General features: G+C 29.9%; 18 protein-coding genes. 9 read left to right on the top strand and 9 right to left on the bottom strand.

What is annotated here, in order from left to right; all coding sequences use genetic code 11:
- The first annotated feature begins 156 nt into the window (after positions 1–156).
- The 5 genes from tilS (at position 157) to N456_RS18485 (ending at position 8,332) form a co-directional block, all read left to right on the top strand.
- Positions 157–1,473, top strand: coding sequence for a tRNA lysidine(34) synthetase TilS (gene tilS / locus N456_RS18505; RefSeq protein ID WP_062060374.1), 1,317 nt, complete (start codon positions 157–159; stop codon positions 1,471–1,473).
- Positions 1,473–3,452: a protein-disulfide reductase DsbD family protein gene (locus tag N456_RS18500; RefSeq protein ID WP_062060372.1), complete on the top strand. Its 1,980-nt coding sequence runs from the start codon at positions 1,473–1,475 to the stop codon at positions 3,450–3,452. The genes tilS and N456_RS18500 overlap by 1 nt, the downstream gene beginning before the upstream one ends.
- Positions 3,453–3,668: 216 nt before the next feature.
- The gene (locus N456_RS18495; RefSeq protein WP_062060370.1) at positions 3,669–5,519 is read left to right on the top strand and encodes a CocE/NonD family hydrolase; all 1,851 of its coding nucleotides are present in this window, start codon (positions 3,669–3,671) and stop codon (positions 5,517–5,519) included.
- 31 nt (positions 5,520–5,550) lie between these two features.
- Positions 5,551–7,422 (top strand): DUF885 domain-containing protein, encoded by a 1,872-nt coding sequence (locus tag N456_RS18490; protein ID WP_062060368.1) that lies wholly within the window; start codon positions 5,551–5,553, stop codon positions 7,420–7,422.
- A 163-nt stretch (positions 7,423–7,585) separates the two neighbouring features.
- A complete protein-coding gene (locus N456_RS18485) occupies positions 7,586–8,332 on the top strand; it encodes a carbohydrate-binding family 9-like protein (protein ID WP_062060366.1) in 747 nt (248 codons plus the stop codon).
- A gap of 927 nt (positions 8,333–9,259) precedes the next feature.
- On the opposite strand, the gene N456_RS18480 is transcribed toward N456_RS18485, so the two are convergent.
- From N456_RS18480 to N456_RS18465, 4 genes are all read right to left on the bottom strand, one after another.
- Positions 9,260–10,435, bottom strand: a complete 1,176-nt coding sequence (locus N456_RS18480; protein ID WP_062060364.1) for a DUF5009 domain-containing protein — start codon at positions 10,433–10,435, stop codon at positions 9,260–9,262.
- A 37-nt stretch (positions 10,436–10,472) separates the two neighbouring features.
- Positions 10,473–11,615, bottom strand: a complete 1,143-nt coding sequence (locus N456_RS18475; RefSeq protein WP_062060362.1) for a glycoside hydrolase family protein — start codon at positions 11,613–11,615, stop codon at positions 10,473–10,475.
- Positions 11,616–11,788: 173 nt separating this feature from the next.
- Entirely contained in the window at positions 11,789–13,081 is a 1,293-nt protein-coding gene (locus N456_RS18470) for an HlyD family secretion protein (RefSeq protein ID WP_062060360.1), read from the bottom strand.
- Between the two features lie 12 nt (positions 13,082–13,093).
- Positions 13,094–15,298: a peptidase domain-containing ABC transporter gene (locus tag N456_RS18465; protein ID WP_062060358.1), complete on the bottom strand. Its 2,205-nt coding sequence runs from the start codon at positions 15,296–15,298 to the stop codon at positions 13,094–13,096.
- 477 nt (positions 15,299–15,775) lie between these two features.
- Here N456_RS18465 and pfkA point away from each other — a divergent pair, with 477 nt between their 5' ends.
- The 3 genes from pfkA to N456_RS18450 all read left to right on the top strand — a co-directional run bounded on the left by pfkA (position 15,776) and on the right by N456_RS18450 (position 18,840).
- On the top strand, positions 15,776–16,762 hold the full coding sequence (gene pfkA, locus N456_RS18460) for a 6-phosphofructokinase (RefSeq protein WP_062060356.1): 987 nt from the start codon (positions 15,776–15,778) through the stop codon (positions 16,760–16,762).
- A gap of 52 nt (positions 16,763–16,814) precedes the next feature.
- A complete protein-coding gene (gap, locus tag N456_RS18455) occupies positions 16,815–17,816 on the top strand; it encodes a type I glyceraldehyde-3-phosphate dehydrogenase (RefSeq protein WP_062060354.1) in 1,002 nt (333 codons plus the stop codon).
- A 154-nt stretch (positions 17,817–17,970) separates the two neighbouring features.
- Positions 17,971–18,840 carry a BadF/BadG/BcrA/BcrD ATPase family protein gene (locus N456_RS18450; protein ID WP_062060352.1) on the top strand — a complete coding sequence of 290 codons (870 nt, stop codon included), beginning with the start codon at positions 17,971–17,973 and terminating at the stop codon, positions 18,838–18,840.
- 16 nt (positions 18,841–18,856) lie between these two features.
- On the opposite strand, the gene N456_RS18445 is transcribed toward N456_RS18450, so the two are convergent.
- Entirely contained in the window at positions 18,857–19,441 is a 585-nt protein-coding gene (locus N456_RS18445; protein ID WP_062060350.1) for a DUF4202 domain-containing protein, read from the bottom strand.
- A 298-nt stretch (positions 19,442–19,739) separates the two neighbouring features.
- Here N456_RS18445 and N456_RS18440 point away from each other — a divergent pair, with 298 nt between their 5' ends.
- Entirely contained in the window at positions 19,740–19,928 is a 189-nt protein-coding gene (locus N456_RS18440; RefSeq protein ID WP_062060348.1) for a hypothetical protein, read from the top strand.
- Positions 19,929–19,951: 23 nt separating this feature from the next.
- Here the strand turns inward: N456_RS18440 and N456_RS18435 are convergent, their stop codons facing one another.
- From N456_RS18435 to N456_RS18420, 4 genes are all read right to left on the bottom strand, one after another.
- Positions 19,952–21,406: a S41 family peptidase gene (locus tag N456_RS18435; protein WP_062060346.1), complete on the bottom strand. Its 1,455-nt coding sequence runs from the start codon at positions 21,404–21,406 to the stop codon at positions 19,952–19,954.
- A gap of 327 nt (positions 21,407–21,733) precedes the next feature.
- Positions 21,734–23,041: a carboxypeptidase-like regulatory domain-containing protein gene (locus N456_RS18430; protein ID WP_062060344.1), complete on the bottom strand. Its 1,308-nt coding sequence runs from the start codon at positions 23,039–23,041 to the stop codon at positions 21,734–21,736.
- Positions 23,042–23,373: 332 nt separating this feature from the next.
- Complete coding sequence (locus tag N456_RS18425) at positions 23,374–24,777, bottom strand: ATP-binding protein (RefSeq protein WP_062060342.1); 1,404 nt, start codon at positions 24,775–24,777, stop codon at positions 23,374–23,376.
- 186 nt (positions 24,778–24,963) lie between these two features.
- Entirely contained in the window at positions 24,964–25,497 is a 534-nt protein-coding gene (locus N456_RS18420; RefSeq protein WP_062060340.1) for a hypothetical protein, read from the bottom strand.
- Positions 25,498–25,651 lie beyond the last annotated feature (154 nt).

Here is a 25,651-nt window from a genome sequence, read left to right as displayed (position 1 = left end):
AAGAATTGTTTCCTACAAAATAAGAAAAACAAACTAATTTTAATGTTAAAAACTTGATAATCAGCATTTATTGTGGTTCTTATGAAGAATTGTTATCGCAATTCAAAATCGTATATTTGAAAAAAACTAAAATCAATTATATAAAACAGAATCTAATTGTTACACGAATTTAAAAACCATATAACTAATACACTTCCTTTTCTTTTAGAAAGTAACATATTAATTGCCTGTAGTGGAGGATTGGATAGTGTTGTATTAGTTAATCTTTGTAAACTACTGAATATAAAATTTTCAATAGCACATTGTAATTTTAATCTAAGAGGAACAGAAAGTGATGGTGATGAAAAATTTATAGAAGCATTAGCTGGTAAGATCAATTCTCAGATATATATCACCCATTTTAATACAGAACAATATGCAAAAGAACGCCGTCTTTCTATCCAGATGGCAGCAAGAGAACTGAGGTATAATTGGTTTAGAAATTTAGTATCAGATTATCAATTTAATTATGTTCTTACAGCACATCATGCAGATGATAATCTCGAAACTTTTTTAATAAACCTATCAAGAGGTACAGGTATTGAAGGATTAATAGGAATACCAGAAGAGAATGAAATGTTTGTTCGTCCATTGTTACCTTTCTCGCGAGAGATGATTTTAAAATTTGCTCATAAAAATAATATTCAATGGCGAGAGGATAGCAGTAATAGAGAAACTAAATATTTAAGAAATAGACTTAGACATACTGTAATCCCTGAATTAAAACAGACAACCCCACAGTTTTTAAAAAACTTTCAAACTACTTTAGAATATCTTAAAGAAAGTAATGAGTTTATAAAAATGGAAGTGGCTCAAATAAGAAAAGAATTATTGGAACCCCTAGATGATATTACTATAAAAATATCAATTCCTAAATTACAGGAGTATGGGAATCCTAGAATATATTTATATTTTTTATTAAAGGATGATTATGGTTTTAAACCATGGGATGATATTGCTCAGATGGTTACAGCACAATCAGGAAAACAAATTTTTTCAGAAACGCATCGATTAGTAAAAGATCGAGAATGTTTATTAATAAGCTCTCTGGCAGAAGAAACTTCTGATCGTGAGTATACGATACCCGAAGCCGAGAGTATGTTGATGATTCCTTCTGGAACTCTTAAGTTTAGAAGCGTATCAGAACTATCCAACGCAGATCTTAAAACGATATATGTTGATAAAGAAAAGTTAAAATATCCGCTAACTGTAAGAAAATGGAAAGAAGGCGACTATTTTTACCCATTGGGAATGAGTGGAAAAAAGAAGCTGAGTAAATATTTTAAAGATGAAAAACTATCTTTATTAGCCAAAGAAAGAGTATGGTTGCTATGCTCCGGAAAAGAAATTATCTGGATTATTAATTATAGAGCAGATAATAGATATAAAATAATGCCCCAAACCAAACAAATATTAAAAATTACAATAACCTGATGCGTTACTTTTTTTTATTACTAACAACAATATTATTTTCAACGACACTTTTTTCGCAAGCATTGGATCCTATAAAATGGGATGCTAGTGTTAAAAAAGAAACGGAAGATACTTATATTTTATGTTTTAAAGCTACATTGGATAAAGGATGGCACTTGTATTCTCAGAATGTAATAGAAAGTGATGAGATTGCTCCTACACCTACAGAGTTTACCTATGCTAATGCTCCTGATACGTATGAGCTTATAGGAAAAACTATAGAACCTAAAGGCATAGAGAAATATGATAACATATTTGAGATGGATGTGAAATATTTCGAAAAGAAAGCTATATTTTCTCAAAAAATTAAACTCCTAGATAAGAGTATTAAAACCATTAGTGCAGAGGTGTTTTTTTCTATATGTGATGATGAGCGATGTTTAGCACCACAGGTAATAAAATTTGATATAAACCTTTTAGGAGGAGCATCCGAAAACAAAGGAGATGTATCAAGTATCACAGCAGAAGATAAAAATAAATCCGAAGCATTGCATATTGGTGTAACAGGGTGGGATGTTTTTCCGGCAGAGCATGTAGACGAAAAAAGTTATTTTAAGATATTTATACTAGGATTTTTAGGAGGATTGATAGCCTTATTAACTCCATGCGTGTTTCCTATGATTCCGCTTACTGTTTCCTTTTTTACAAAAAGTGCTAAGGATCGTAAAAAAGGATTGTTTAATGCAATTTTATATGGATTCTTCATTTTTATCATATACGTTTTATTAAGTCTTCCTTTTCATGTATTAGATTCATTAGATCCAGAAATATTGAATAATATTTCTACTAATGTGACACTTAATATTATCTTTTTTATCATTTTTATTGTATTTGCAATATCATTTTTTGGATATTTCGAAATAACATTGCCAGCATCATGGAGTACTAAGCTAGATAGTAAAGCAACAAGTATAGGAGGTGTGATAGGAGTGTTTTTTATGGCGTTAACACTAGCATTAGTATCATTCTCATGTACCGGTCCAATTTTAGGCTCACTCTTAGGAGGCTCTCTTAGTAGTGATGGTGGAGCAATGCAGTTAAGTTTTGGTATGGGAGGTTTTGGATTAGCCTTAGCTTTACCATTTGCATTATTTGCACTATTCCCTAATTGGTTAAACTCTTTACCTAAGAGTGGAGGGTGGTTAAATGCAGTAAAAGTAGTGCTAGGGTTTATTGAAGTAGCATTAGCATTTAAGTTTTTATCCAATGCAGATCTTGTAGAACATTGGGGAATTCTAAAACGAGAATTATTTATAGGGATATGGATATTAATTGGTTTAGGTATGGTGCTATATCTTTTTGGAAAAATACGTTTTCCGCATGATAGCCCGATACAAAAATTGAGTAAAGGAAGAAAAGCGTTAGGTATTATAACCTTAGCATTTGTGATTTACTTAATCCCTGGACTTACTAATACCGTTGCAGCTAACTTAAAATTATTAAGTGGTTTCCCTCCACCGTTATTTTATAGTATATATGAAAAAGAATCACATGGTCCATTAGGGCTTAATGCCTATACAGATTTTGAAGAAGGAGTGAAAGCAGCCAAAACTCAAAATAAACCAATTATACTGGATTTTACGGGATGGGCTTGTGTTAATTGCCGCAAAATGGAAGAACAAGTATGGAGTTACCCAGAAGTTACGGATATACTTAAAAATAAATATATTCTCATTTCTTTATATGTAGATGATCGAAAGAAACTATCAAAAGATGATCAGTTTAAATTTTTAAAACCCGATAAACGTGTAAAGGATATTGAAACGATTGGAGATAAATGGGCTACTTTTCAAACAGTAAACTTTAAAAATAACTCTCAGCCCTATTATGTGTTATTAAATGCTGATATGGAGTTGCTTAATTACACGACAGCTTATACTCCGGATACTAATGAATACCTAATGTGGCTAAAAACTGGTTTACAGAATTTTAATAAATAGAAATACTATTAGTACACCCTGTCTAAAAAAACATCGTATAGAGTAAACTTATCATAATTAATAGCACTTAAAAATAGTTTTGTTTCTTACAAGAATTAAAATAAAAAATATTTTTGTGTATGATTTTTAGCTGTTTTGAGGTGTTAAATTCTCCTTAAAAATGTATTGCTAGAAGTTCGGTTTTTTTATCTTCATCGGCAAACTAAATTTATATAAATGCAATCATTTAGGCTAATTCTAATATGGAGTATAGTGTTTTTTTATACTACTCCTACATTTTCTCAAGCAACTTCTTTATATGATGTAAAGGAGCATTATACCAAGCAAGAAGTAGATATCGTTATGAGAGACGGTATTAAACTACATACTACAATTTATTCCCCTAAGGATACATCAAAAAAACATCCTATTTTAATGCAAAGAACTCCATATAGTTCAATTCCTTATGGAGAAGGAGCGTTTAAATCAAAGATAGGACCTAATGAATTTTTAATGAAAGAAGGTAACATTATCGTTTATCAAGATGTTAGAGGTCGATGGATGAGTGAAGGAGTGTATGATAATATGCGAGCGTATATTCCTAATAAGACAGGTAAACAATTTGATGAGGCTAGTGATACTTATGATACTATAGATTGGTTAGTAAAGAATGTGAAGAATACGAATGGAAAAGTAGGGATTTGGGGTATTTCATATCCAGGTTTTTATGCTACGTATTCCTTATTAGATGCACATCCTGCCTTAAAAGCAGTATCTCCACAAGCCTGTATAGGAGACTTCTTTTTTGATGACTTTCATCATAATGGGGCATACTTATTAAGTTATTGGAGAGTAACGGCATTATTTGGTTATGAAAAAACAAAACCAGTATCAGAAGCATGGTATACGTTTACAGATCTACCAAGTAAAGATCAGTATGACTTCTTTTTGGACGTAGGACCATTATCTAATTTAGATACGTACTATAAAGAAGATAATGTATTCTGGACGCAATTAAAAGAGCATCCTAATTATGATGAATTCTGGCAGAAAAGAGGAATCATTCAGCATTTAAAAAATATCAAACCTGCTGTGATGACAGTAGGAGGATTGTTTGATGCCGAAGATTTATATGGTCCTTTTGAAACCTATGAGAATATAGAAAAGAAAAGTGAAAACTATAATATTATGGTTTTTGGTCCTTGGAGCCACGGAGATTGGTCGAGAACTAAAAAACGACAAGCGATAGGTAATGTATATTTTGGAGATGATATTTCATTACATTTTCAAAAAAATATAGAAACTCCGTTTTTTAACCACTTCTTAAAAGAAGAAGCTAATGGAAAAACGAAATTACCCGAAATCCAGATTTTTGATACAGGTAAGAAAGAATGGGATTCTTATGAAACTTGGCCTCCAAAAAATGCAAAGAAAAAAACGTTTTACCTTTCAGAAAATGAAGTATTGTCGGATAAAACTAAAGATGGTTTTTCAGAATTTATAAGTGATCCAAAAAAACCCGTTCCATATTCTGAAGATGTTAAAATGGTATTTACTCCTAGAAAATATATGACAGATGATCAACGATTTGCAGCACGCCGACCTGATGTATTAGTTTTTGAAACCCCAATACTTACCGAAGATATGACTTTATCAGGGGAGGTTTTAGCAAAATTAAACGTTGCGACAACAGGTACTGATGCAGATTGGATTGTAAAATTAATAGATGTTTATCCTAATGATGCTATAGATACAGAAGAAACACAAGAGTATTTAAAAATGGCTAATTATCATATGATGGTTCGTAGTGAGGTGATGAGAGGACGTTTTAGAAATGATTTTAGTACACCAGAACCTTTTATAGCACATCAAAAAACAGGAGTCTCTATAAAACTACAAGATATACACCATACTTTTAGAAAAGGACATAAAATACAAATACAAGTACAGAGTACATGGTTTCCTTTAATAGATCTGAATCCACAAACCTATGTCCCTAACATATTTAAAGCAAAATCATCTGATTTTAAGAAACAAACACATAAGGTGTACTATGATTCTGCAATAGAAGTTTTAATTTTAAAATAGCTTTTACTAATAACTAACAAACATACATATAATGAATAAAATAAAAATTGGTATAGCCTTGTTTTCTTCTTTTTTTACAGTGATTGCCTGTAAGCAAGAAGCAAAAGAAGTCGAAAAAGATACTGTTTCTTCAGAAAAAGTCATAGAAGAATATTCTAAACAATTAAACAATTGGTTCGAAGTACAATTTCAGGAAGATGTAGCCAATTCTCCTATGCGACAAACTTATTTAGGAATAAAAACAGAAGATTATGGTAAGTGGGACGATATATCTTCTAAAAAAGAAGTAGAAGATCTAGAAAAAGCAAAGAAACGTCTTACATATTTAAAAAAATCTATAGAAGTATCTAAATTAGATAAAACGACTGCATTGAGTTATAAGTTGATGAAAAAAAGTCTTGAAAATAAGATTGAAGATTTTCAATATCGATTTTATAACTATCCTGTAAATCAAATGCGAGGCATGCAATCATCAATACCGGCTTTTTTGATTAATATGCATAGAATAAAGGATAAAAGTGATGCAGAAGCATATATCTCTAGATTAAATGGAGTAAATGCACTATTTATTCAAGGGATAGAAAACATGAAGATTAGAGAAAAGAACGGAGTTCTTCCTCCAAAGTTCGTATTTGCTAAAGTTCTGGATGATAGTCATAATATTATTACAGGACAACCATTTGATAACTCTAATCAAGAAAGTACATTGCTAGCTGATTTTAAAAATAAGATCTCAGTATTAGAGCTTTCTGAGGTAGAACATAATGAATTAATATCCAAAGCAAGAAAAGGACTCGTTGATAGTGTAAAACCAGCTTTTCAGAAACTTATTGCATTATTAGAACAACAACAACAAAGAGCAACAACAGAAGATGGTGCTTGGAAATTTCCTAAAGGAGATAAGTTTTATGACAATGCATTAAAACGTACTACAACTACAGATATGACTGCGGTAGAAATCCATGACCTTGGATTAAAAGAAGTAGAACGAATTCATAACGAAATGCGTGGTATCATGAAACAAGTTGAGTACGAAGGAACGTTGCAAGATTTTTTTACCTATATGAAGAAAGATAAAAAGTTCTATTTTGATAATAATGAAGAAGGAAAAGCAGCGTATCTTAAGGAGGCTGTAGGATTGATTGATACTATGAAATCTAAACTAGATGAACTTTTTATTACTAAACCTAAAGCAGGTATTGTAGTAAAAGCAGTGGAGTCTTTTAGAGAAAAAAGTGCAGGAAAAGCTTTCTATCAAAGCGGTACTCCAGATGGATCAAGACCAGGAACCTATTATGCGAATCTATATGATATGAAAGCAATGCCAAAATATCAAATGGAAGCATTAGCATATCATGAAGGGATACCAGGTCACCACATGCAACGATCTATAGCACAAGAATTAGAAGGTGTCCCTAAGTTTAGAAAATTTGGAGGATACACAGCCTATACAGAAGGTTGGGGATTGTATACAGAGTTCTTACCTAAAGAAATAGGAATGTATAGTGATCCATATTCTGATTTTGGTAGACTAGCAATGGAGTTATGGAGAGCCTGTAGATTAGTGGTAGATACAGGAATCCATAGTAAAAAATGGACAAGAGAAGAAGGGATTAAGTATTATACTGATAATACTCCTAATGCAGAGATTGATGCTATAAAAATGGTAGAACGACATATTGTAATGCCAAGCCAAGCAACGGCTTATAAGGTTGGAATGATTAAGATTCTCGAATTACGCGAAAATGCAAAGAAAAAACTTGGTGACCAATTTGATATTAGAGAATTTCATGATGTAGTATTAACCGATGGAGCAGTACCACTTACAGTCCTAGAAGAATTAGTATCTGATTGGATAGCTAGTAAAAAATCTGATAGTACTAAAAAAGAAGTTGACTCATAGTTTATAATATATTAAACGGGTATTATATATTAGTAATATAATATCAGGTAAGATCATATACCTCTCTAGTTTCATTATTTTTAAATCTAACAATAATGAAACTAGAGAGGTATTCTAATTTTAAATATATTATTGTAGTTTAGAGTGTAATAAATAGTGTATCATGAAAAAAATAATAGTAATACTACTCATTCTATCATCCTTATCCTGTAAAAAAGACAATAAAGATAAAGATCAGATAAAATTGACAGATACAGATAGTACAACTGAGCTTCCTGTTCTAAAAATTAATAAGAAAGAATTTAGCGAAATTGATAATTTATATTTTAATCACGCTGTAGGCGGAATGCCTATACAAGAAGAAACTTTGGTTTCTATGAAGTATGATGATGATTTTTTAGAAATAAAATTCGAGTGTAGAAATAATCCAAGGTTAGATCAAAACTATTACACAAAAGATAATTCTTGGATGTTTAGGCAAGAAGTATTTGAGCTTTTTATAAGTAAAGGAAAAGAAGCTCAGGAGCATTATATAGAGATCCAATTAAACCCTAATAATGCATTGTTTATAGGTAAAGTAAACAAGAGATATAAAAGTGATAACGCTTATAAACTACAGTTGATAGATGTACACGAATCTGGTATAGCACATACAGCTGAAAAAGATATTGAAAATAACCTTTGGAAAGGATATCTAAAAATCCCGCTTAAACTTTTAGATTATCCCAAAACTACTGTAAACAACATTTTTAGACTAAATATGTTTAGAGTAATTTCTAATGTGGATCATATTGATAAAGATTGGATAGCTACTGTAGAGAGCGCAACCTTTGCATGTTGGAGTAGTCCTATGACTACCAAACCTCAGTTTCATGCCCCAGAGTATTTTGGTTTTCTAGTTTTAGAATAGAAAGCTAAGTTTTTTTGATTTTTAAGGAACTATAAAGCTTAGAGATTGTCTGTATATAAGTGTTTAACTATGCTTTTAGAGTATATTTTGTTGATAGATTTTTGAGTATGTATATCTTATAATATAATTCGATATACATGATTTTTAACCTGATTTTGATGAGGTTTAACTTAATATAAAGGTTTGTAATCTGCTATTGTAGGAGTGTAACGTGCTATTGTAAGAATGTAATCTGTTATAGGTAATTTGTAATCTGCTATTGTAGGAATGCAACTTGCTATTGTAAGTATGTAACGTGTTATTGTAGGAATGTAATCTGCTATTGTAAGAATGTAACGTGTTATTGTAAGAATGTAATCTGCTATTGTAAGAATGTAACGTGTTATTGTAGGAATGTAATCTGCTATTGTAAGAATGTAACGTGTTATTGTAGGAATGTAATCTGCTATTGTAAGAATGTAACGTGTTATGAATGATTTGTAATACGCTTTTATATGATACTGTTTTTTTCTATACTATTTTAAAAAGCGTCAAGAAGTGATTTTTCATAATACTCTCTCGATTTTAGTTTGTCTAACGCTAAGTCGAAAGTTTCGATATAATGTAGAGAGAATTGTATCTGTTTTTTTGATAAACATAAGATGCCAAAACTTTTGATTGAGGAATGACTATTCTTTATCCCGTTTTATGCATTAGGACTTCGTTATGAAGTTTTAAGATGCCATAAATACAGTGATTTTCTTAGTTTTAGCGTAGCATCGTTATGGTTAAATTAAAAAATCAAGTATAACGTATATATTCGCAGTGCTCAAAGAAAATTTACTTGCTTTAATCATAGAATACGGGTTAATACAATCCTCCCTTTATTGGATCGAATTGGTGTGAGTCACTTACATCAAACTTACGGTTAAGTATAGATCTTCTGTATTATAGCTTTAATTTATATTTTTTACGCTCTAACCAACCTGTGAAGATAACGACTACTAAAGAGAAGCCAAAAGAAACGCATAAACCGATTATTGATGAGTTTAAAAAATCAGGAAGTTTAATGCCTGTTATTTCACGAATCGGATATATAAAATAAGGAATCATATAACACGTTAGTGTGGCGGTACCTGCTGCTGTAATTATTTTTGCCCAACCGACTTGTTTTTTGACATCAGTAATATAGTATAATAGTATAAATATAAGGAACCCTAGTCCTGTACATATTCCTAACCACGATGGTGTTGCCTGTATTTTAGAAATGCCCCAATAAGATCTTGTCGCTAATCCATAGATAATATGAAGTACACCTAATGCAATAAAACTTATATAACACCATTTAATATCAATTCTTGACAACTCTTTAAATACTAATGTTGCTACAATACCAGCAGTTGTAAACGCAGGTATTGTACCTGTGTATAGTGTAGAAAATATGGAGATAAAATCGTTTTCGAATACGATCCCATGAGTTTGATGTACTACAGAAAGTATATTAAAACCAATCCATAGTATAATCATAACGGCTATTCTTTGTTTGCTATAGAGATAAATTAATGCATTTATAGCATATGCCCAACCAATGAGTCCTAGAATTCCCCACCATTGGGTTTTCATCCAGTTTTCTCCTAGAGCGCCTCCTTTATATATAATTGCTAAAAAAAGAAGTATGATAAAACCAAAAACTTGAAAATAGATATGCCATTTTTTAGAAATGGGGCTTCTTTTCCAGTTCATCCAAATTAAGACTACGGCTAAAGCCATAAATAAACCCCATAAATGTTTGCCTATAAGTATGCTCTCATGATGAGCACTCTCATAGTTTACCATAAAAACACCTATAAGTATTAAAGAAAGTGATCTTATAAGTATATGCTTGGCAATCATAAGTGGACTATCATTTTTTGATAATCTGTTTTCGATAGCGTAAGGGATACTAAGTCCTACGATAAATAAAAATAGTGGAAAAATAATATCAGAAAACCCCATATAATCCTCATTACCTGCTGCGTGTTTCAACCATTTAGGGATGTTTGAAAGTGAAGGAAAATCATTGACCCAAATCATTAATACCATGGTTAAAGCTCTAAAAATATCTATTGATGCTATTCTCCTCATTTATATTTTATTTTATCTAATTAGGGGTATATAAAATCTATTTTTTAGTATAATCTGTAGTAATTGCTTTTTCTAAAACTTGCCAATGGGCAGAAGTCATTCTATCGGGTGTAAATAAACAAATACCTGTAGCTCCGTTTCGCATAGATTCATTAATTGCTGCTTCTAATTCACTGGGTAATAAACCATGATTTTCTGGATCTGCTTCATTAGTTTTATTTTCTGGTTTTGGACAAATAAATAAGCCACTGTAAATAGGCTTTTTAGTACTTACAGCATTAACCTCTTCTTTTGTCAGTTGTCCAATCCACTCAGTTCCTTCTATATAAAAATCATTATAGTTCATAGGATAGAAAGCATCCAAATTCCATTTATTCCATTCTTGTCGAACTAATTTTTTAGCAATAGAATTTGGACCAGGAAAAACGGCTGCATTAATTACTTTGTTCTTATCATGTACTACATCTGCTAATCGATTTACGATTTTGGTTATTAAATCATAACGAAATTGTTTCCATTCTTCTACTTTGGAGGGGTCTTCTACAGTTTTTATATCAATACCTGATACTGATTTAAAATCATGAACACATTTATCACAGTAGCAATAGTCGAATTGAGGATATTCTTTATCCATTACTAAATCATACTTGTTCCATAATCCTTTAGCCAAAATTACATCAGGAAAACGAATATAATCTAGATGGATTCCATCGACTTCATTAATGTCAGCAATGTTACGATATAAATTTTCTAAAAAATGATAGACCTCATCTTTATTAGGACATAAAAATTGGTAGTGAGGTACATAAGCAGGTTTATCAAATGCAGACTCTCCTTTACCATTTACAGCATACCATTCTGGTTGTAATTTTGGATTGTTATTTTGTACCATAGTAGGAATCCATGCATGAAACTCCATTCCTACTTGTTTTATAATTTTACCTACTCGCTTATAAGTTAATGGATCATGACCAGCAGCATACATAACTCCATCCACTCCTTTATTTTTTAATTTTTGGAATTGATTTAATAATTCTTTATCAGTAATAGTATGTTGTGGTAGCTGAGCCCAAACATAAAGAGGGATTTTATAAGTGTCTGTAGTATTTTCTGTAGTGTTATTTTTGCAAGAAATCAGTAAAAAAATAAGGGAAAGAATAGTAGAAGCTATTTGTTTCATATATTTTATATTAATAATTTATAAGAAATTAAAAATAATCAATGATTTAAATTTTTTTCTACAAAGAACACTATTTAGTCGAAATGTAACCTGTTTTTGATGATATGTGAAATAAAAGCAATTATAGTTACAATCATTTTTTTTTCTACAGTTTTATAAGATATTTCTATTTATTATTCATCAGTTAATTTCTTAAACTGGTAGAAGAAGCGTTCTATAAGGCGTAAATCCTCGGTAATAATTTCTACAATACCTCTCATTTCTTGTTTAAAAGGAATTTCTTTATTATATGTAGTGATTAATTTTTCGGGAAGAGTTACATCTATCAAATATAAACCATCTTTATTCGGTAAAAGAGAGATATGTTTTACAGTCCCTTTAAGTGTTCCAAACTCATCATCAGGGAAATTTTCTAATCTAATATTAGCTGTTTGACCTATTTTTATTTTTCCAGAATTTTGGGAAGGAGCTTTAATTTTTGCTAAATAGGAAGAATATTCTGAAGGAATAATGATAAATACGAGATCTCCAGAAGCAACTGTTTGATTTTCGGTCCAAAAGTTAAGAAAAGAAACACGTCCTTCTATATCTGATTTTAGTACATACTGTAATTCCCAGTCTCTAATACTCTTTTTTAACTGATCAAAAGATTGTAATACTTTTTTAAATAAGTTGATTTCCTCTTTTCGTTTATTAATTTCAGTGCCTTTAGATGTTTTATTAGCATTACTTATACTTTCGTTAATTTGAGATATCTGCAAGTCATTATTTTCATAATTACGTTTGGCTTGCAAATAATCAAGTTCTTTTCCTTCATATTCCTGAGCAGAGATGACTCCTTTTTCGAATAAGTTTTTCTGGCGTTGCAACTCTTTTCTTTTAAATTCTAGTTCTGCTTTGGCAAGTCTTTTTTGAGCCTTTAAACTTTGTAGTCTTCGATAAAGTTCTGATAAAGAAATTTGATTAGCGATAGCCTCATTAGAAAAAGGTTGTAGCTCCTTATTTAGAATATACTCAGAATAGCTATTTTCAAATAACGCAAAACTTGTTTCCATATCTCCTAAAAAAAGTACTGGTAATTCTTCTATAGGAAAAGAAAAAGATTTTTTATTAATCTGTATAGTATCTATAATTGATTTTAGTAGAAATACATCTTTATAATTAGCATTACTTTTTAATATTGCTAATGGAGTATTCTTAGGAACAATTTGATTGTCTTTTACTAGTAATGACTCAATCTTTTCACTCACTTTTGCATACTCTTTTTGTGGAGGTATGCGTGTAGTTATAATAGCTTCTGCGGGGATCACATCTGGATATTTAATTAACCAAGAAAGAAATAATAATAATAGTATTAATACTAAAATTAAAAGATTCCCCCATCTAATCATCCAATGAGGTACTCTGGTCAAAATTTCTTGTACTTCTTCACTACGTAATTGTATGTCGTCTAATGTGTCTGGCATAGTGTCTAATTCTTATTTACCCAACTCAAGTTGGTTTTTAACAAGGTTATAATAATTTCCTCTTTTTTTAATTAATGCTTCATGATTTCCTACTTCTACGATTTTACCTTTGTCTAAAACTACAATTTGATGTGCGTTTTTTACCGTACTTAGTCGGTGAGCTATAACCATAACCGTTTTATCTTTAAAAAAAACATCTAATTTTTCCATGATTACTTTCTCATTATTGGCATCTAATGCAGATGTTGCTTCATCAAAGAATAGGTATTTTGGATTCTTATATACAGAACGAGCAATAAATAATCGTTGTTTTTGACCAGTACTTAATCCGACACCTTCCATACCGATTTTGGTATTATAAGACAGTGGTAGATTTTCTATAAACTCTTTTATATTTGCAACATCAACAGCATGTGCTAATTTTTTCTTATCTACATAATCTTCTCCTACAGCAATATTATTAGCTATGGTATCATTAAATATATATCCTTCTTGCATAACTACTCCAAAATGATCTCTCCAAGATTTTTGAGAAACATTTTTTAGATCATGAGATCCGATAAAAATTTGCCCTTCATTAGGTTCATAAAACTTAAGTAATAATTTCATTAATGTAGTTTTACCACTACCACTTACACCTACAACTGCTGTTATTTTATTTGCAGGAATTGATAGGTTTAGGTTTTCTAAAACATGTATGTCGGATCCAACGTATCTAAAAGATAAATCTTTAATTTCGAAGTCTGAATTATCCGGAATTTCTGTTATTTTTTCTTCTCCTATTTCTTCTTCATTTTCTTTATTATGAATTTCTCCAAGGCGTTCTAGTGAGATTTGCGCATCTTGGAGTTCTCTAAGAAAATTAATTAACTGAGCAATAGGAGCATTTAATTGCCCTACAATAGCTGTTATGGCAAGCATCATCCCTAATGTAATATCTCCATCGATAACTAGTTTTGCAGAGAAAACAGTAATCAAAATGTTTTTTAACTCATTTATAAAAGCAGACCCTACACTTTGATATTGCTCTAGTGCTAGATTTTCGATAGATATTCTAAATAATTTAGCTTGTACGAACTCCCAGTTCCATCGTTTTCTTTTTTCAGCATTATGCAGTTTAATCTCCTGCATACCATTTACAAGTTCAATAACTTTACTCTGTTCTTCACTGATTTGTGAGAATCGTTTATAATCTAGTTTTTTACGTTTTTTAAAAAATATGAGTATCCAAGCAAAGTAGATTATACTACCTATGGCAAAAATCCCAAAAATCGGAATACTATAATAAATCAGAACAATACTAAATATGATTAAATTGACCATCGAGAAAAGTACGTTTAGCGAAGACATGGTTAATATCTGCTCAATTCTTTTATGATCATTAATTCGTTGTAAAAGGTCTCCTGTCATTTTTACATCAAAATAGGAGATAGGGAGATTCATTAATTTTATAAAAAAATCAGAAATTAATGAAATGTTAATACGAGTACTTAGATGTAATAAAATCCAGCTTCTAAGTACATCAATTAAAGTTCTACCTATAAATAAGGATAACATTGCGATCAAAACAAGGTATACAAAATTAAGATCCTGATTTTTAATTCCGACATCTACAATACTTTGGGTTAAAAAAGGAGTGATAAGCTGTAGTAAACTACCGGCTGCAAGACCTAGTATAAGCTGAAAAAGGAAAGTCTTATACTTAAATAGGTATTTAGAAATAAACTTGAAACCAAATTCTTCCTTTTTTTCATCTAAATCATCATTATAAAACTTGGGAGAGGGTTCTACTAATAATGCCACTCCTTCCTCGGTATCTTCATTAGCATTATTACCAATCCATGCAGTAATAAATTCTTCTTTGGTATATGTGATTAATCCATGAGCAGGGTCAGAAACATAGATGGTTATTTTTCCTTTTCTTGTAGTTTTTATTTTATAAACAACAACATAGTGAACCTTATTCCAGTGTACGATACATGGTAATGGGACTTCATCTAATTTTGTTAAAGATAATTTTACACCAAGAGATCTAAAACCTATTTGTTCTACAGCATCACTTAGCCCTAGTAGAGAACTTCCTTCTCGAGTAGTTTCGCTTAATTCTCTAATTTTTGGTGTATTAAGAACTTTTCCGTAATGTTTAGCAATAATTTTAATACAAGTAGGGCCACAATCTTTTGATTCTGTTTGTCTATAAAATGGAAACTTTGGCATTAAACTTTTTTAATTATGTTGATTTTGTGCAATGAAATCTTCTTACAAAGTAAAGTAATTCTTTTTGATTATAAAGTGATCTCAATTTTTTTGATATAATCGAAAAATACAAGTTTTATATTCGGACGACAAGTTTTGAATAGGATAATATGAGTATATGGTAATAATTAAAGATAAAATTAGAGAGTAAAAGGCGGTACTAATTAAGATGTTAATGTTAAGGTGTTTTTGTTAAAAAAAAGAAATATATACATGTTTATATTGCTAGGGTGATGGTTTTGATAGTGATTATTGTTTTTTGTAAAGAATCTTTAGGTTAAAAAAGAGCGTGTACTATTGGGTGTTTTTATAAAAAATGTTGTTTTTGTGCCATATTTAGCAAGAGTTTTTTTATTAAACACTGAACTTATCAACCGAAAACGTTTTAGTTTTTTTTCAAATTAGGTTATTAATGTCAATAGCGATAGATTTGGCTTGATGACTAAAAAAGTTAAGAATATAGCCGTTTTAACTTCAGGAGGAGATGCTCCTGGGATGAATGCTGCCATTCGTGCAGTAGTTCGGGCTTGCAGTTACTATGATGTAAAGTGTTTTGGTATTTATAAAGGTTATGAGGGGCTTATCCATAATGAGATTGAAGAGTTGAATGCTCGATCCGTACGTAATATTATAAATAAAGGTGGGACTTTTCTAAAATCTGCTCGCTCAAAAGAATTTAGAACTTTTGAAGGAAGGCAAAAAGCGCATGACAATTTAATCAAAAACAAGATAGATGCACTTGTTATAATAGGTGGAGATGGGAGTTTTACTGGAGCATTAAAATTGTCAGAGGAGTTTGGTTTTCCTGTTGTAGGTATTCCAGGAACTATTGATAATGATATTAATGGAACAGATTATACAATAGGATATGATACAGCGTTAAATACGGTGGTCGAGGCAATTGATAAGATTAGAGATACTGCAAGTTCCCATAATCGATTATTTCTTATAGAAGTGATGGGGCGTGATGCAGGTGATATAGCATTAAATGCAGGGATAGGAGCAGGGGCAGAAGAAATTTTGATCCCAGAAGAAGACATGGGAGTAGAACGCTTATTAGAATCTCTTAAGAAAAGTAAAAAAACAGGAAAAACTTCGAGTATAATAGTTGTCGCAGAAGGTGATAAATCAGGTAAAAATATTTTTGAATTAGGAGAATATGTCGAAGAAAATCTTGATGATTATGAAGTACGAGTTTCTGTATTAGGGCATATTCAACGAGGTGGTGCTCCAAGTTGCTATGATAGAGTACTAGCTAGTAAATTAGGAGTAGGCGCTGTAGAGGCATTACTAGAAGGTAGAAGTGAGGTAATGGTTGGAATAGTTCATAAAAAAATTACTATTGTACCGCTTACAGTCGCATTAGATAAAAGATCATATAAATATGATGAGTTAATAAAAGTAGCCGATATAACATCGGTATAGTTTTATGTAATATAACCACAGTCAGTATAAATTAACAACTAAAATATTAATTATGAGTACGTTAAAAATTGGAATTAACGGTTTTGGTAGAATAGGGAGAATCGCTTTTAGAATTGCTTCTAAGCGAGATAATGTAGAGATTATAGCGATTAACGATTTATTAGATGTAGAGCATTTAGCTTACTTATTAAAATATGATTCTGTACATGGAGAATTTGATGGGAGCATAGAAGTTAAAAATGGTAACCTTGTAGTAAATAATAAAGAGATTAGAGTAACAGCAGAGCGTAATCCAGAAGATCTTAAATGGGATGCTATAGGGGTAGATGTTGTTATGGATTGTACAGGAATTTTTACAACCTTAGATAGTGCAGCGGCACATCTTAAAGCGGGAGCTAAGAAAGTAGTGATCTCTGCGCCTTCAAAAGATGCTCCAATGTTTGTAATGGGAGTGAATCATAAAGATGTTAAAGCTACAGATACTATTGTCTCTAATGCTTCATGTACTACAAACTGTTTGGCTCCTTTAGCAAAGGTTATCGATGATAATTTTGGTATTGAAGAAGGTTTAATGACGACAGTACATGCTGCTACTGCTACACAAGCTACTGTAGATACTCCATCTAGAAAAAACTATAGATTAGGACGTAGTGCATTAAATAATATAATTCCTTCTACTACAGGTGCTGCAGTAGCAGTAACTAAAGTTATTCCTACTTTACAAGGAAAATTAACAGGGATGGCATTTAGAGTACCTACAGCAGATGTTTCTGTAGTAGATCTTACTGTAAAAACTAAGAAGTCAGTATCTTATGAAGATCTTAAGGCTGTTATAAAAAAGGCTTCTGAAAATGAATTAAAAGGGATTCTTGGATATACAGAAGAAGCTGTAGTATCTCAGGATTTTGTAGGAGAGCCTAGAACATCTGTGTTTGATGCTAATGCCGGAATTGCTCTTAATGACAATTTCTTTAAGTTGGTGTCATGGTACGATAATGAGTTTGGGTATTCTACAAAATTGGTTGATTTATCAACTCATGTAGGTAATCTATAGTATACTATAAGATATCATATCAATACTGAGTCTGTCAAAAAATTTTCTATAACTTTGGGAGGTGAAAAAAAAGTGACAAACTCAGTTTGATATACCAAAAAGAGATTTATAAATAGTAAGCATTTTCATAACTAACAACTAACAACTTTTCGAAATGATTTTATTAGCCGACGGTGGTTCTACTAAATGCGATTGGATTCTTCTTGATGATATAGGAGATATCGTTTTTAAAACCCGTACAGAAGGATTAAACCCTGCTGTATTTGATAAATCTCTTTTAGAAAAAAGGATTCATAAAAATGAAGAACTTTCATCATATCGGGATAAAATAAATACAGTACATTTTTATGGAGCAGGATGTGGTACGGCAAAGCCTACAGCAATGCTAAAAAAAGTTTTTGAAGAATTTTTTAGTAATGCAGAAGTTGTTGTAAAAGAAGATATGGTTGCAGCAGTATATGCAGCTACTACAGAACCTGGTATTGTTTGTATACTAGGAACAGGATCTAATAGCTGTTATTTTGATGGAGATGATATACATATGTCTGTTGACTCTTTAGGATATATTCTTATGGATGAAGCTAGTGGTAATCATTTTGGAAAAAGGTTGATAAGAGATTACTATTATAAGAGAATGCCACAAGAAGTGGCCTCAGAGTTTGAAAAACGTTTTGATCTTACCTCGGATGTAATCAAACTTAATTTATATAAAAAGGATAACCCCAATACATACTTAGCTTCTTTTGCAGAATTTATTTTTACAAGTGAGCGTAATGGTTATTTTTATAAGATCGTAACTGAAGGAATTCAAGAATTTATAGAAACTAGAGTACTTTGTTTTCCTGAGTCTCAAAATGTTCCTGTTCATTTTATTGGATCAATAGCACATTTTAGTGAAGATATCATTAGAGCTGCAGTTTGGCCATATCACCTTACCGTTGGTAATATCGTAAGAAGACCAATTGATGGTATTATAGATTATTATCGCAATGAGGTAATCAAAAAAAAAACTAGTAGTGTATAACTAACTAGTTTTTATGCTAAGCTAAAGCTTGTTTAATTAGTTCTAATGCCTTATCTGAATATGAAAGTTGCAATGCAGCTTCATGTCCTTTAGGAGACATTTTTTGCCAAGTTTTTTGAAGAATATTTATCACTTTTTCATCAGTGTGTTTTGTTATAAAACTTTCATAATAAAATTTAAGAAAAACAAGGCAGATAGTATCTTCTAAAGTCTGAGTGTCTTTATCTCTTTTTAGTTGTTTTTTTTGTATTAAAAAAGAAACTCGATCAATGGTTACCTCATCATATCCTACCTGATTAAGGATTTCTGAAGCTTTTGATGCATGAAATTTTTTTAATTCTTCTCTCCATTTTAAGTATCCAATACGATCCATTGGGTAGCTATTGCGTGGGATTTGCCACCTGCATATATGTTGGGCTCTAGCAGCGAGTTTAAGTGCCTCAGAAGCATTTGGTTCAAATTCTTCTATAATGGCAGTCATTCTCTGTCCGTAGATTAATTCTTTAGCTACAGATATTTCATTTATTTTTTCGATAGTAGGATCTTCAGCGTTAGCCTTATCAATGATTTCATATGCTTTGACTAATTGATGTATTGACATAGAATAGTTGTTTTTTTTTGTACTAAAGCAAAATTACTGTATTTGTTATAGAATTCATTTGATAATATCAGGTATTTTAATAGGTATACTATGTTACTTTAGTTCTATTGTAAAGATTGAAACAAAAACAATGAATTTTGGTTTTAATATTTGATCTATAGGTTGTTATGTGGTGTTTTTTGGTTTTTGTTATAGGGTTACTATACAATTGTTAATACTTATGTGAAAAAGTATTTGTTCTCACTTTTATATGTGTTTATATAAAATTTACTTTTGACTATGTTAATTTATATATAGTATGACAGAATATGTGCTTTTAACAGATGATGAAAGTTACTTTGTTGAATACCTTATCGGAGAATTGGTATTATCTAATAGTATTAGTGAGGCAATGAAGTTTAATGATGAACATCTTGCATTAAGATTTAAACAGATGTTACATAATTCTTGTAAATTAATTACTAGTGTAAATACATACATTGGCTAAGTGTTTATAGATATTACTTTTGTCTATCCACCAATTAATCTAAATACATAATCTAGTTCAGGATCTTTACCAGAGATTAAATCATCTATAGATAGAGTAATGTGTCTATCTGGAGGTATTCCTGACCCTTTAGTGATAGTTTTATCTTTGATATAATGATTAAATTTTTCCATGTACATTGCCATAATAATTTTAGAATTTGGTAATTCGTAATATACAGGGAGATCACTATTAGAAAAATAATACCCACCACCAGTTTCTTCACCTATTAGAGTACTGTTAGTACTGTTTTTTGCATTTAAAGCAAAAATTGCTCCTGCAGAGAAAGTTGCTCCTCCTGTTAATACATACACGGTCCCTTTAAACCTATTTTTATGAGGTACCATTATAACTTCTAGATCATCAAAAAGAACTTTCCATCCATCATATATTGGGTAATTATTATATTTATCTTTTAAAAATTCTTTTTCATTTATAAATGTTCTGGTAACATATTTTTTTTCGGGAATAGTAAGTGAAGCAACATATTTGTTTTTTACTTGTTTAAAAACATTATGTGTAATAAAGGAATATAGACATACAGCATTAGATCTAAATCCTCCATTATTATGTCGAATATCAATAATAAGATTAGCTATTTTTTTCTTATTGATTTCTTGAAAAATTTTTGTTATTCTAGACTTAAAAATGCCTACATCACCATCAAAAGAGTTGACAACTAGTATAGCTGTATTTAATTCTTTTTTATAAAATACAAAAGGAGCTTTGTTATTAATAAAAGTATTGAAGAACTCAAAATTATTTTCTTGCTTATGATATTTTGCAAAATAAGAGTTACGGTTGATATCTCTACGTCTAACTTTTGTAAAAGATTCTGCAGGGATAGTACTATTTTTACTAATTCCATTTGGTTCGGTATACTCAATGATAAACTCTTTGTTTATACCATATTCATACGCAAAATATAATCCAAATTTTGATTCAATTTCTCTATATTTTCGAGTAAGATTGTATCCATCAGTAGTTGCATATTTTTTTAGTTTTTCAAAAACTCTGGAAGCTTTTTTTCCGTTGATTCGATTAATTTTTGAACCAATAGGGATTCCAAAATCGTCAGTATCAGTATAAAATTTTTCGTTTATTAATTTTAAAATTAAAGGAAAATAATATTGGTCTGTCTTTATCGTATTAGGGAAAAATAGTTGGAGGTGCCCATCTCTAATCTGATTAGTAATTACAAGCATTTTTTTATATAATTCTATATCGGATGTTATTGTTGATAGGTTGTCCTTTGTAGTTTCAAAAATAGAATCAAGAATTTCTTCATCAACATATGTATATAAACTAGGATGCCCTTTTTTAAGAATGTTTTCGAAAATTTGGAAATCTTTCTTTATAGATAAAGAATCCATACCTTTTTGTGCAGAGAGTGTACATGTCAGTATATAAAAAAGTACAATACTTTGTATTTTTTTCATTAGATGATTATGAAAGATATAATTTAATTGACTCTTTTAGGTTGGTTACTGTTGCATTTTTTGTGCTTACAGGTGTAAAAATACTAAAATTATAGAGTGAATTTTGCGAATTATAGAATTAGTAGGTCATTAAAAAACGAATACCTTATTGTTTTAATCCCTCATTGAGGGTTTAATTCTCTGAAGCTTGCCTCGACATCAAAATATTTTTTTCTTAAGCATACCTCATGAGCTTGCTCCGAGGTTGTTGATTATATTTTATAATTCTTTTCTGTTATTTTCCACACTCGCGGATTCGTTTATACATGCTCAAATTGAAAATTAATACTAATTTAGTTTTCGTAATTGTTTCTTTATTTTTTTAATAGCTGTTTCAATAGATTTTTCAGGTTCTATAACATTATATTTTCCCCAAAACTCAGGATCAGAGAATCCAGATGCTTCATCACTAATAACTACAGAAGGTTTTAATCTATCTTTTGGTTTTAAGGTTTGGTTGGTAGTATTTTTTATCCAATCAGTAATAGCCATTTCAACATTTAATTTATATACTGAATTAAACAATTTCTTTTTCCAATTAACCTTTACAGTAAGATCAACTTGTCCGTAACTATAATACCATCTTCCATTTTTTTGCTTATAGTCAATAGCGTAAGAAGCGTTTGTAAAATTTACTTTAGCATTGTTTGGTTTTTTTCTAACAAACATTTTACTTACTTCTTCTTGATCTTCCATATTAAGACTAAATACAGCTTTGGTCATAGCTAATGTTTTAGAATCTATATATAAAGTACCATAATATAGAGGTTCTTTTATATGAGAATGTTGTTTAAATTTTATAACATAAATATATTGATCATTAATTTTGGTTGATGTTCCAAAACTGAATTGATAAAGTTTTAGCATTTCTTGTGTAAATACATTTTCAGGGTTTTTCATCACATCAATGTATAGCGTAGTGGTAGGACCTCCTTGTAATTTTAAAGTTAGTGTATCTAATTTCTTATAATTAGCACTTTTTCTAGCTTTAAAAAGTTTAACAATATCAGCTTTGGATGATTCATAAGGAGTTTTATAGATATCAATTACAGCTTCAGAAAGAGATACATACGATCTTCGTTTTTTTATGGTTTCTCTATAAAATGCTGTCATTATAGTATTTTCATTAAAATAATTACTACCTTTTCTTTTAAAGACTTCTTGCATAATTATTTTAGGATCTTTTGGGTCGATATTAATTTCTGATAACTGAGTGACTGATAAATCAAGTTTTATTTTCAGTTTTTTTTCACCAAATGAAGAAAGCATGGTCGTTTGATCTTTATATCCAAGGTGAGAAATAACTATTTTACCATCGGTAATATTTTTTGGGATTTTTAACAAAAAACCTCCTTCATTATTAGTAACCGTAGAGATATTAGTTCCTTTTAAAGAAACAGATGCAGAAATTAAAGGTTTATTACTTTCTTTATCTAAGACATATCCTTGATACTCATTATAATTTTTAGAACCTTGATAGATATCATCTTGAAAATAAGTAAAAGCATATATCTGTATTGAATATCCAACAGTAAGGAAAACAAATAGTAGAGAAGTTATATATTTTTTGAAAATATGTTCATTTTTTTTATTCATAGCTCGTTTTTTTGTTGTGAAAAAGTAAATAATACTTGATGAATATCCAAATGCTATATCATAATATGATTATTCTTTTTTCTTTATATAATATCGTAAACTGCCCCAATAGCACTACTTTTTATAAATAAAAGAAGTATATGGTAGAAAAATAACTAAGAATTAGCAATCATATACTATTTTAATATTTGCAAGATATAAGATCTTAATATTTATTTTACAAGATAAGAATTTTTATATAAGAGTACACTAAAAGCATATAAATTAGGCATTTTTTATATTCTTGATAAGAGTTTAAAAAAAATCTTTATTTGCTTGTTAACTAAAAATGATTAGTGTTCTTCTTGATGATTTCCAAACCAGTTTTTTAATTTAGAACTTAGGATCTCAATGGTAAATGGTTTTGCAATATAATCATCAAGACCTTGATTAATATATCGCTCTACATCATTAACTCGTGTATTAGAGGTTAATGCAATTATGGGGGGGATTTTTATATGATTTTGACGAATAAGATTAGAGGTTTGTATACCATCTAATTCGGGTAAGTTGATATCCATTAGGATAAGATCATAAGTATCCTCTTTGAACATTTGTAGCGCTTGTTTTCCATTTTTTGCTATATCTATTGTACAACCAAGGTGTTTTAGAATTTGTTTAGATACTAGTATGTTGATATCTGAATCTTCGACTAATAATATATGTAATTTATAATTGTGATTCTTGATATTACTAAATCTCGGGTTATTTTTTATTATGACTTTATTGTATTTTTTGGTTTTAAAAGTAAACCAAAAAGTACTACCTTTTCCTAACTCACTAGTTACATTTAATTCTCCTTGCATTAGATTTACTAGTTTTTTAGAAATAGATAAACCTAATCCACTTCCTTTACCTGCAATAATTGATGCTTCATGAAATTGACTGAAACGGTTAAATAACTTTTCTTGATCCATTTTACTGATACCAATACCGGAGTCGATGACTTCTATTTTAATTATTAATTCATCATTTTTTTGGTATGAGGAAGAGGTGTGTATATGTATTTTTCCTGTATCAGTAAATTTTATAGCGTTACCAATGAGATTAGACATAATCTGGGTTAAACGATTACCATCTGCTATAATATTTTCTGGTAAATCGTTAGAATATGTAGCGCTTAATTTTATTTTTTTTGCAGTAGCGGTAGCTAAGAAAAGATTAATATTTTGACTTATTATATCTTTTAAATTAATAGGAGAGGGAGATAAATTGAATTTTCCTGCTTCAATCTTAGATAAATCTAAAACTTCATTTAAAATCTCTAATAGATTAAGTGATGATTGATGAATTATAGTTGTATATTCTTTTTGAAGATCGTTTAATTTTGTGTTTTTTAAAAGTAAATCAATCATACCTATAACTCCAACCATGGGAGTTCTAATTTCATGACTCATATTTGCAAGAAAATCTTCTTTAAATTTAGAAGTTTTTAAAATCTGTTTATTTTTCTCTTTTAGTTTATCTAGATTCCTACCTCCGAACATAGCAAATAATCCAAGAAATAGAGGAGCTGTATCTATGATATAATGAATTGGATAATCATTTTGTACAGATTGTATTGACTGCCAAGAAAATTGAAGATCAAGTCTAAAAAGATCAATGATTGTAGCTAGAATAGGAAAAGTAAGACCAAAAATTATTCCATATATAGAATATCTTATTGCTTCAGATTTGAACCATGATATTCGTACCATATTTAATAGGATTAAATTTTATCTAGCTTATTTTTTTAAACTAAATATTAACTAACAGGGGAGATTGTTATTGGAAATGTTTTATAAATATAAGTTTTTTTAAATATAATAGCTCAACATTTTATTTAAAAAAATCCATGACAACCTTCTGTCATGGATTTTCGATCCCTACTTTTAATGATTAAATTATATCTTAAAAATTATTTTTTTTAGTTTATATCCTTCTACTTTAATTAAATAGGTTTTAGGATCTACGTAGTTTTGAATATAGTCATCAATTGCTCCTTTATCTAATAATCTTCCAGACATATTATAAAGACTATACTTTAAACCTTGTGGTAATTCTTTTATATGTTTAAACGTTTTCTGATCTATACTTTGTTGGCAGGTATCATCTGCTAAAAATCTATCAATAAAAGTAATTCTTCCTTGTTCTTCTCCTTCTAGAGTTATTGTTGCAGTATCATCAATATCAATTATACCAGTACCTGTTAAATCTCCGAGGATTATTAAACATGCATTTCTTATTTTTATACGTACTCCATCTTCTAGATGTAAGCTTTCTGTAATAAAAATAACACCTTCTTCTGTATTTTCATCTAAACCATCAATGATAGTATTTTCTGTAACTGACATTAATTTATAAGAAATGTCGATTTTAGTATTTGCGAATGTTATGTTTGTTAAAAACACAACTAATAAGAGTAAATATTTTTTCATAGAGATGGGGTTTTAGGTTAAACTTATAAAATGTAAGTTTTTACTTACTTGTTTGTGTTTTTTATCGTTGTAAAACACATAACTTACGACAATATACAATTTTTTATGTTATAAACGTAATTTTAGTGAGTGTAATATTGATTTAATTTAGTTT

Origin of the sequence: Aquimarina longa SW024 (assembly GCF_001401755.1) — a bacterium.
In the GTDB taxonomy this organism is placed as follows: domain Bacteria; phylum Bacteroidota; class Bacteroidia; order Flavobacteriales; family Flavobacteriaceae; genus Aquimarina; species Aquimarina longa.
Note: the sequence above shows the minus strand (reverse complement) of the source record. Positions and strands in the feature narration are given on the sequence as shown.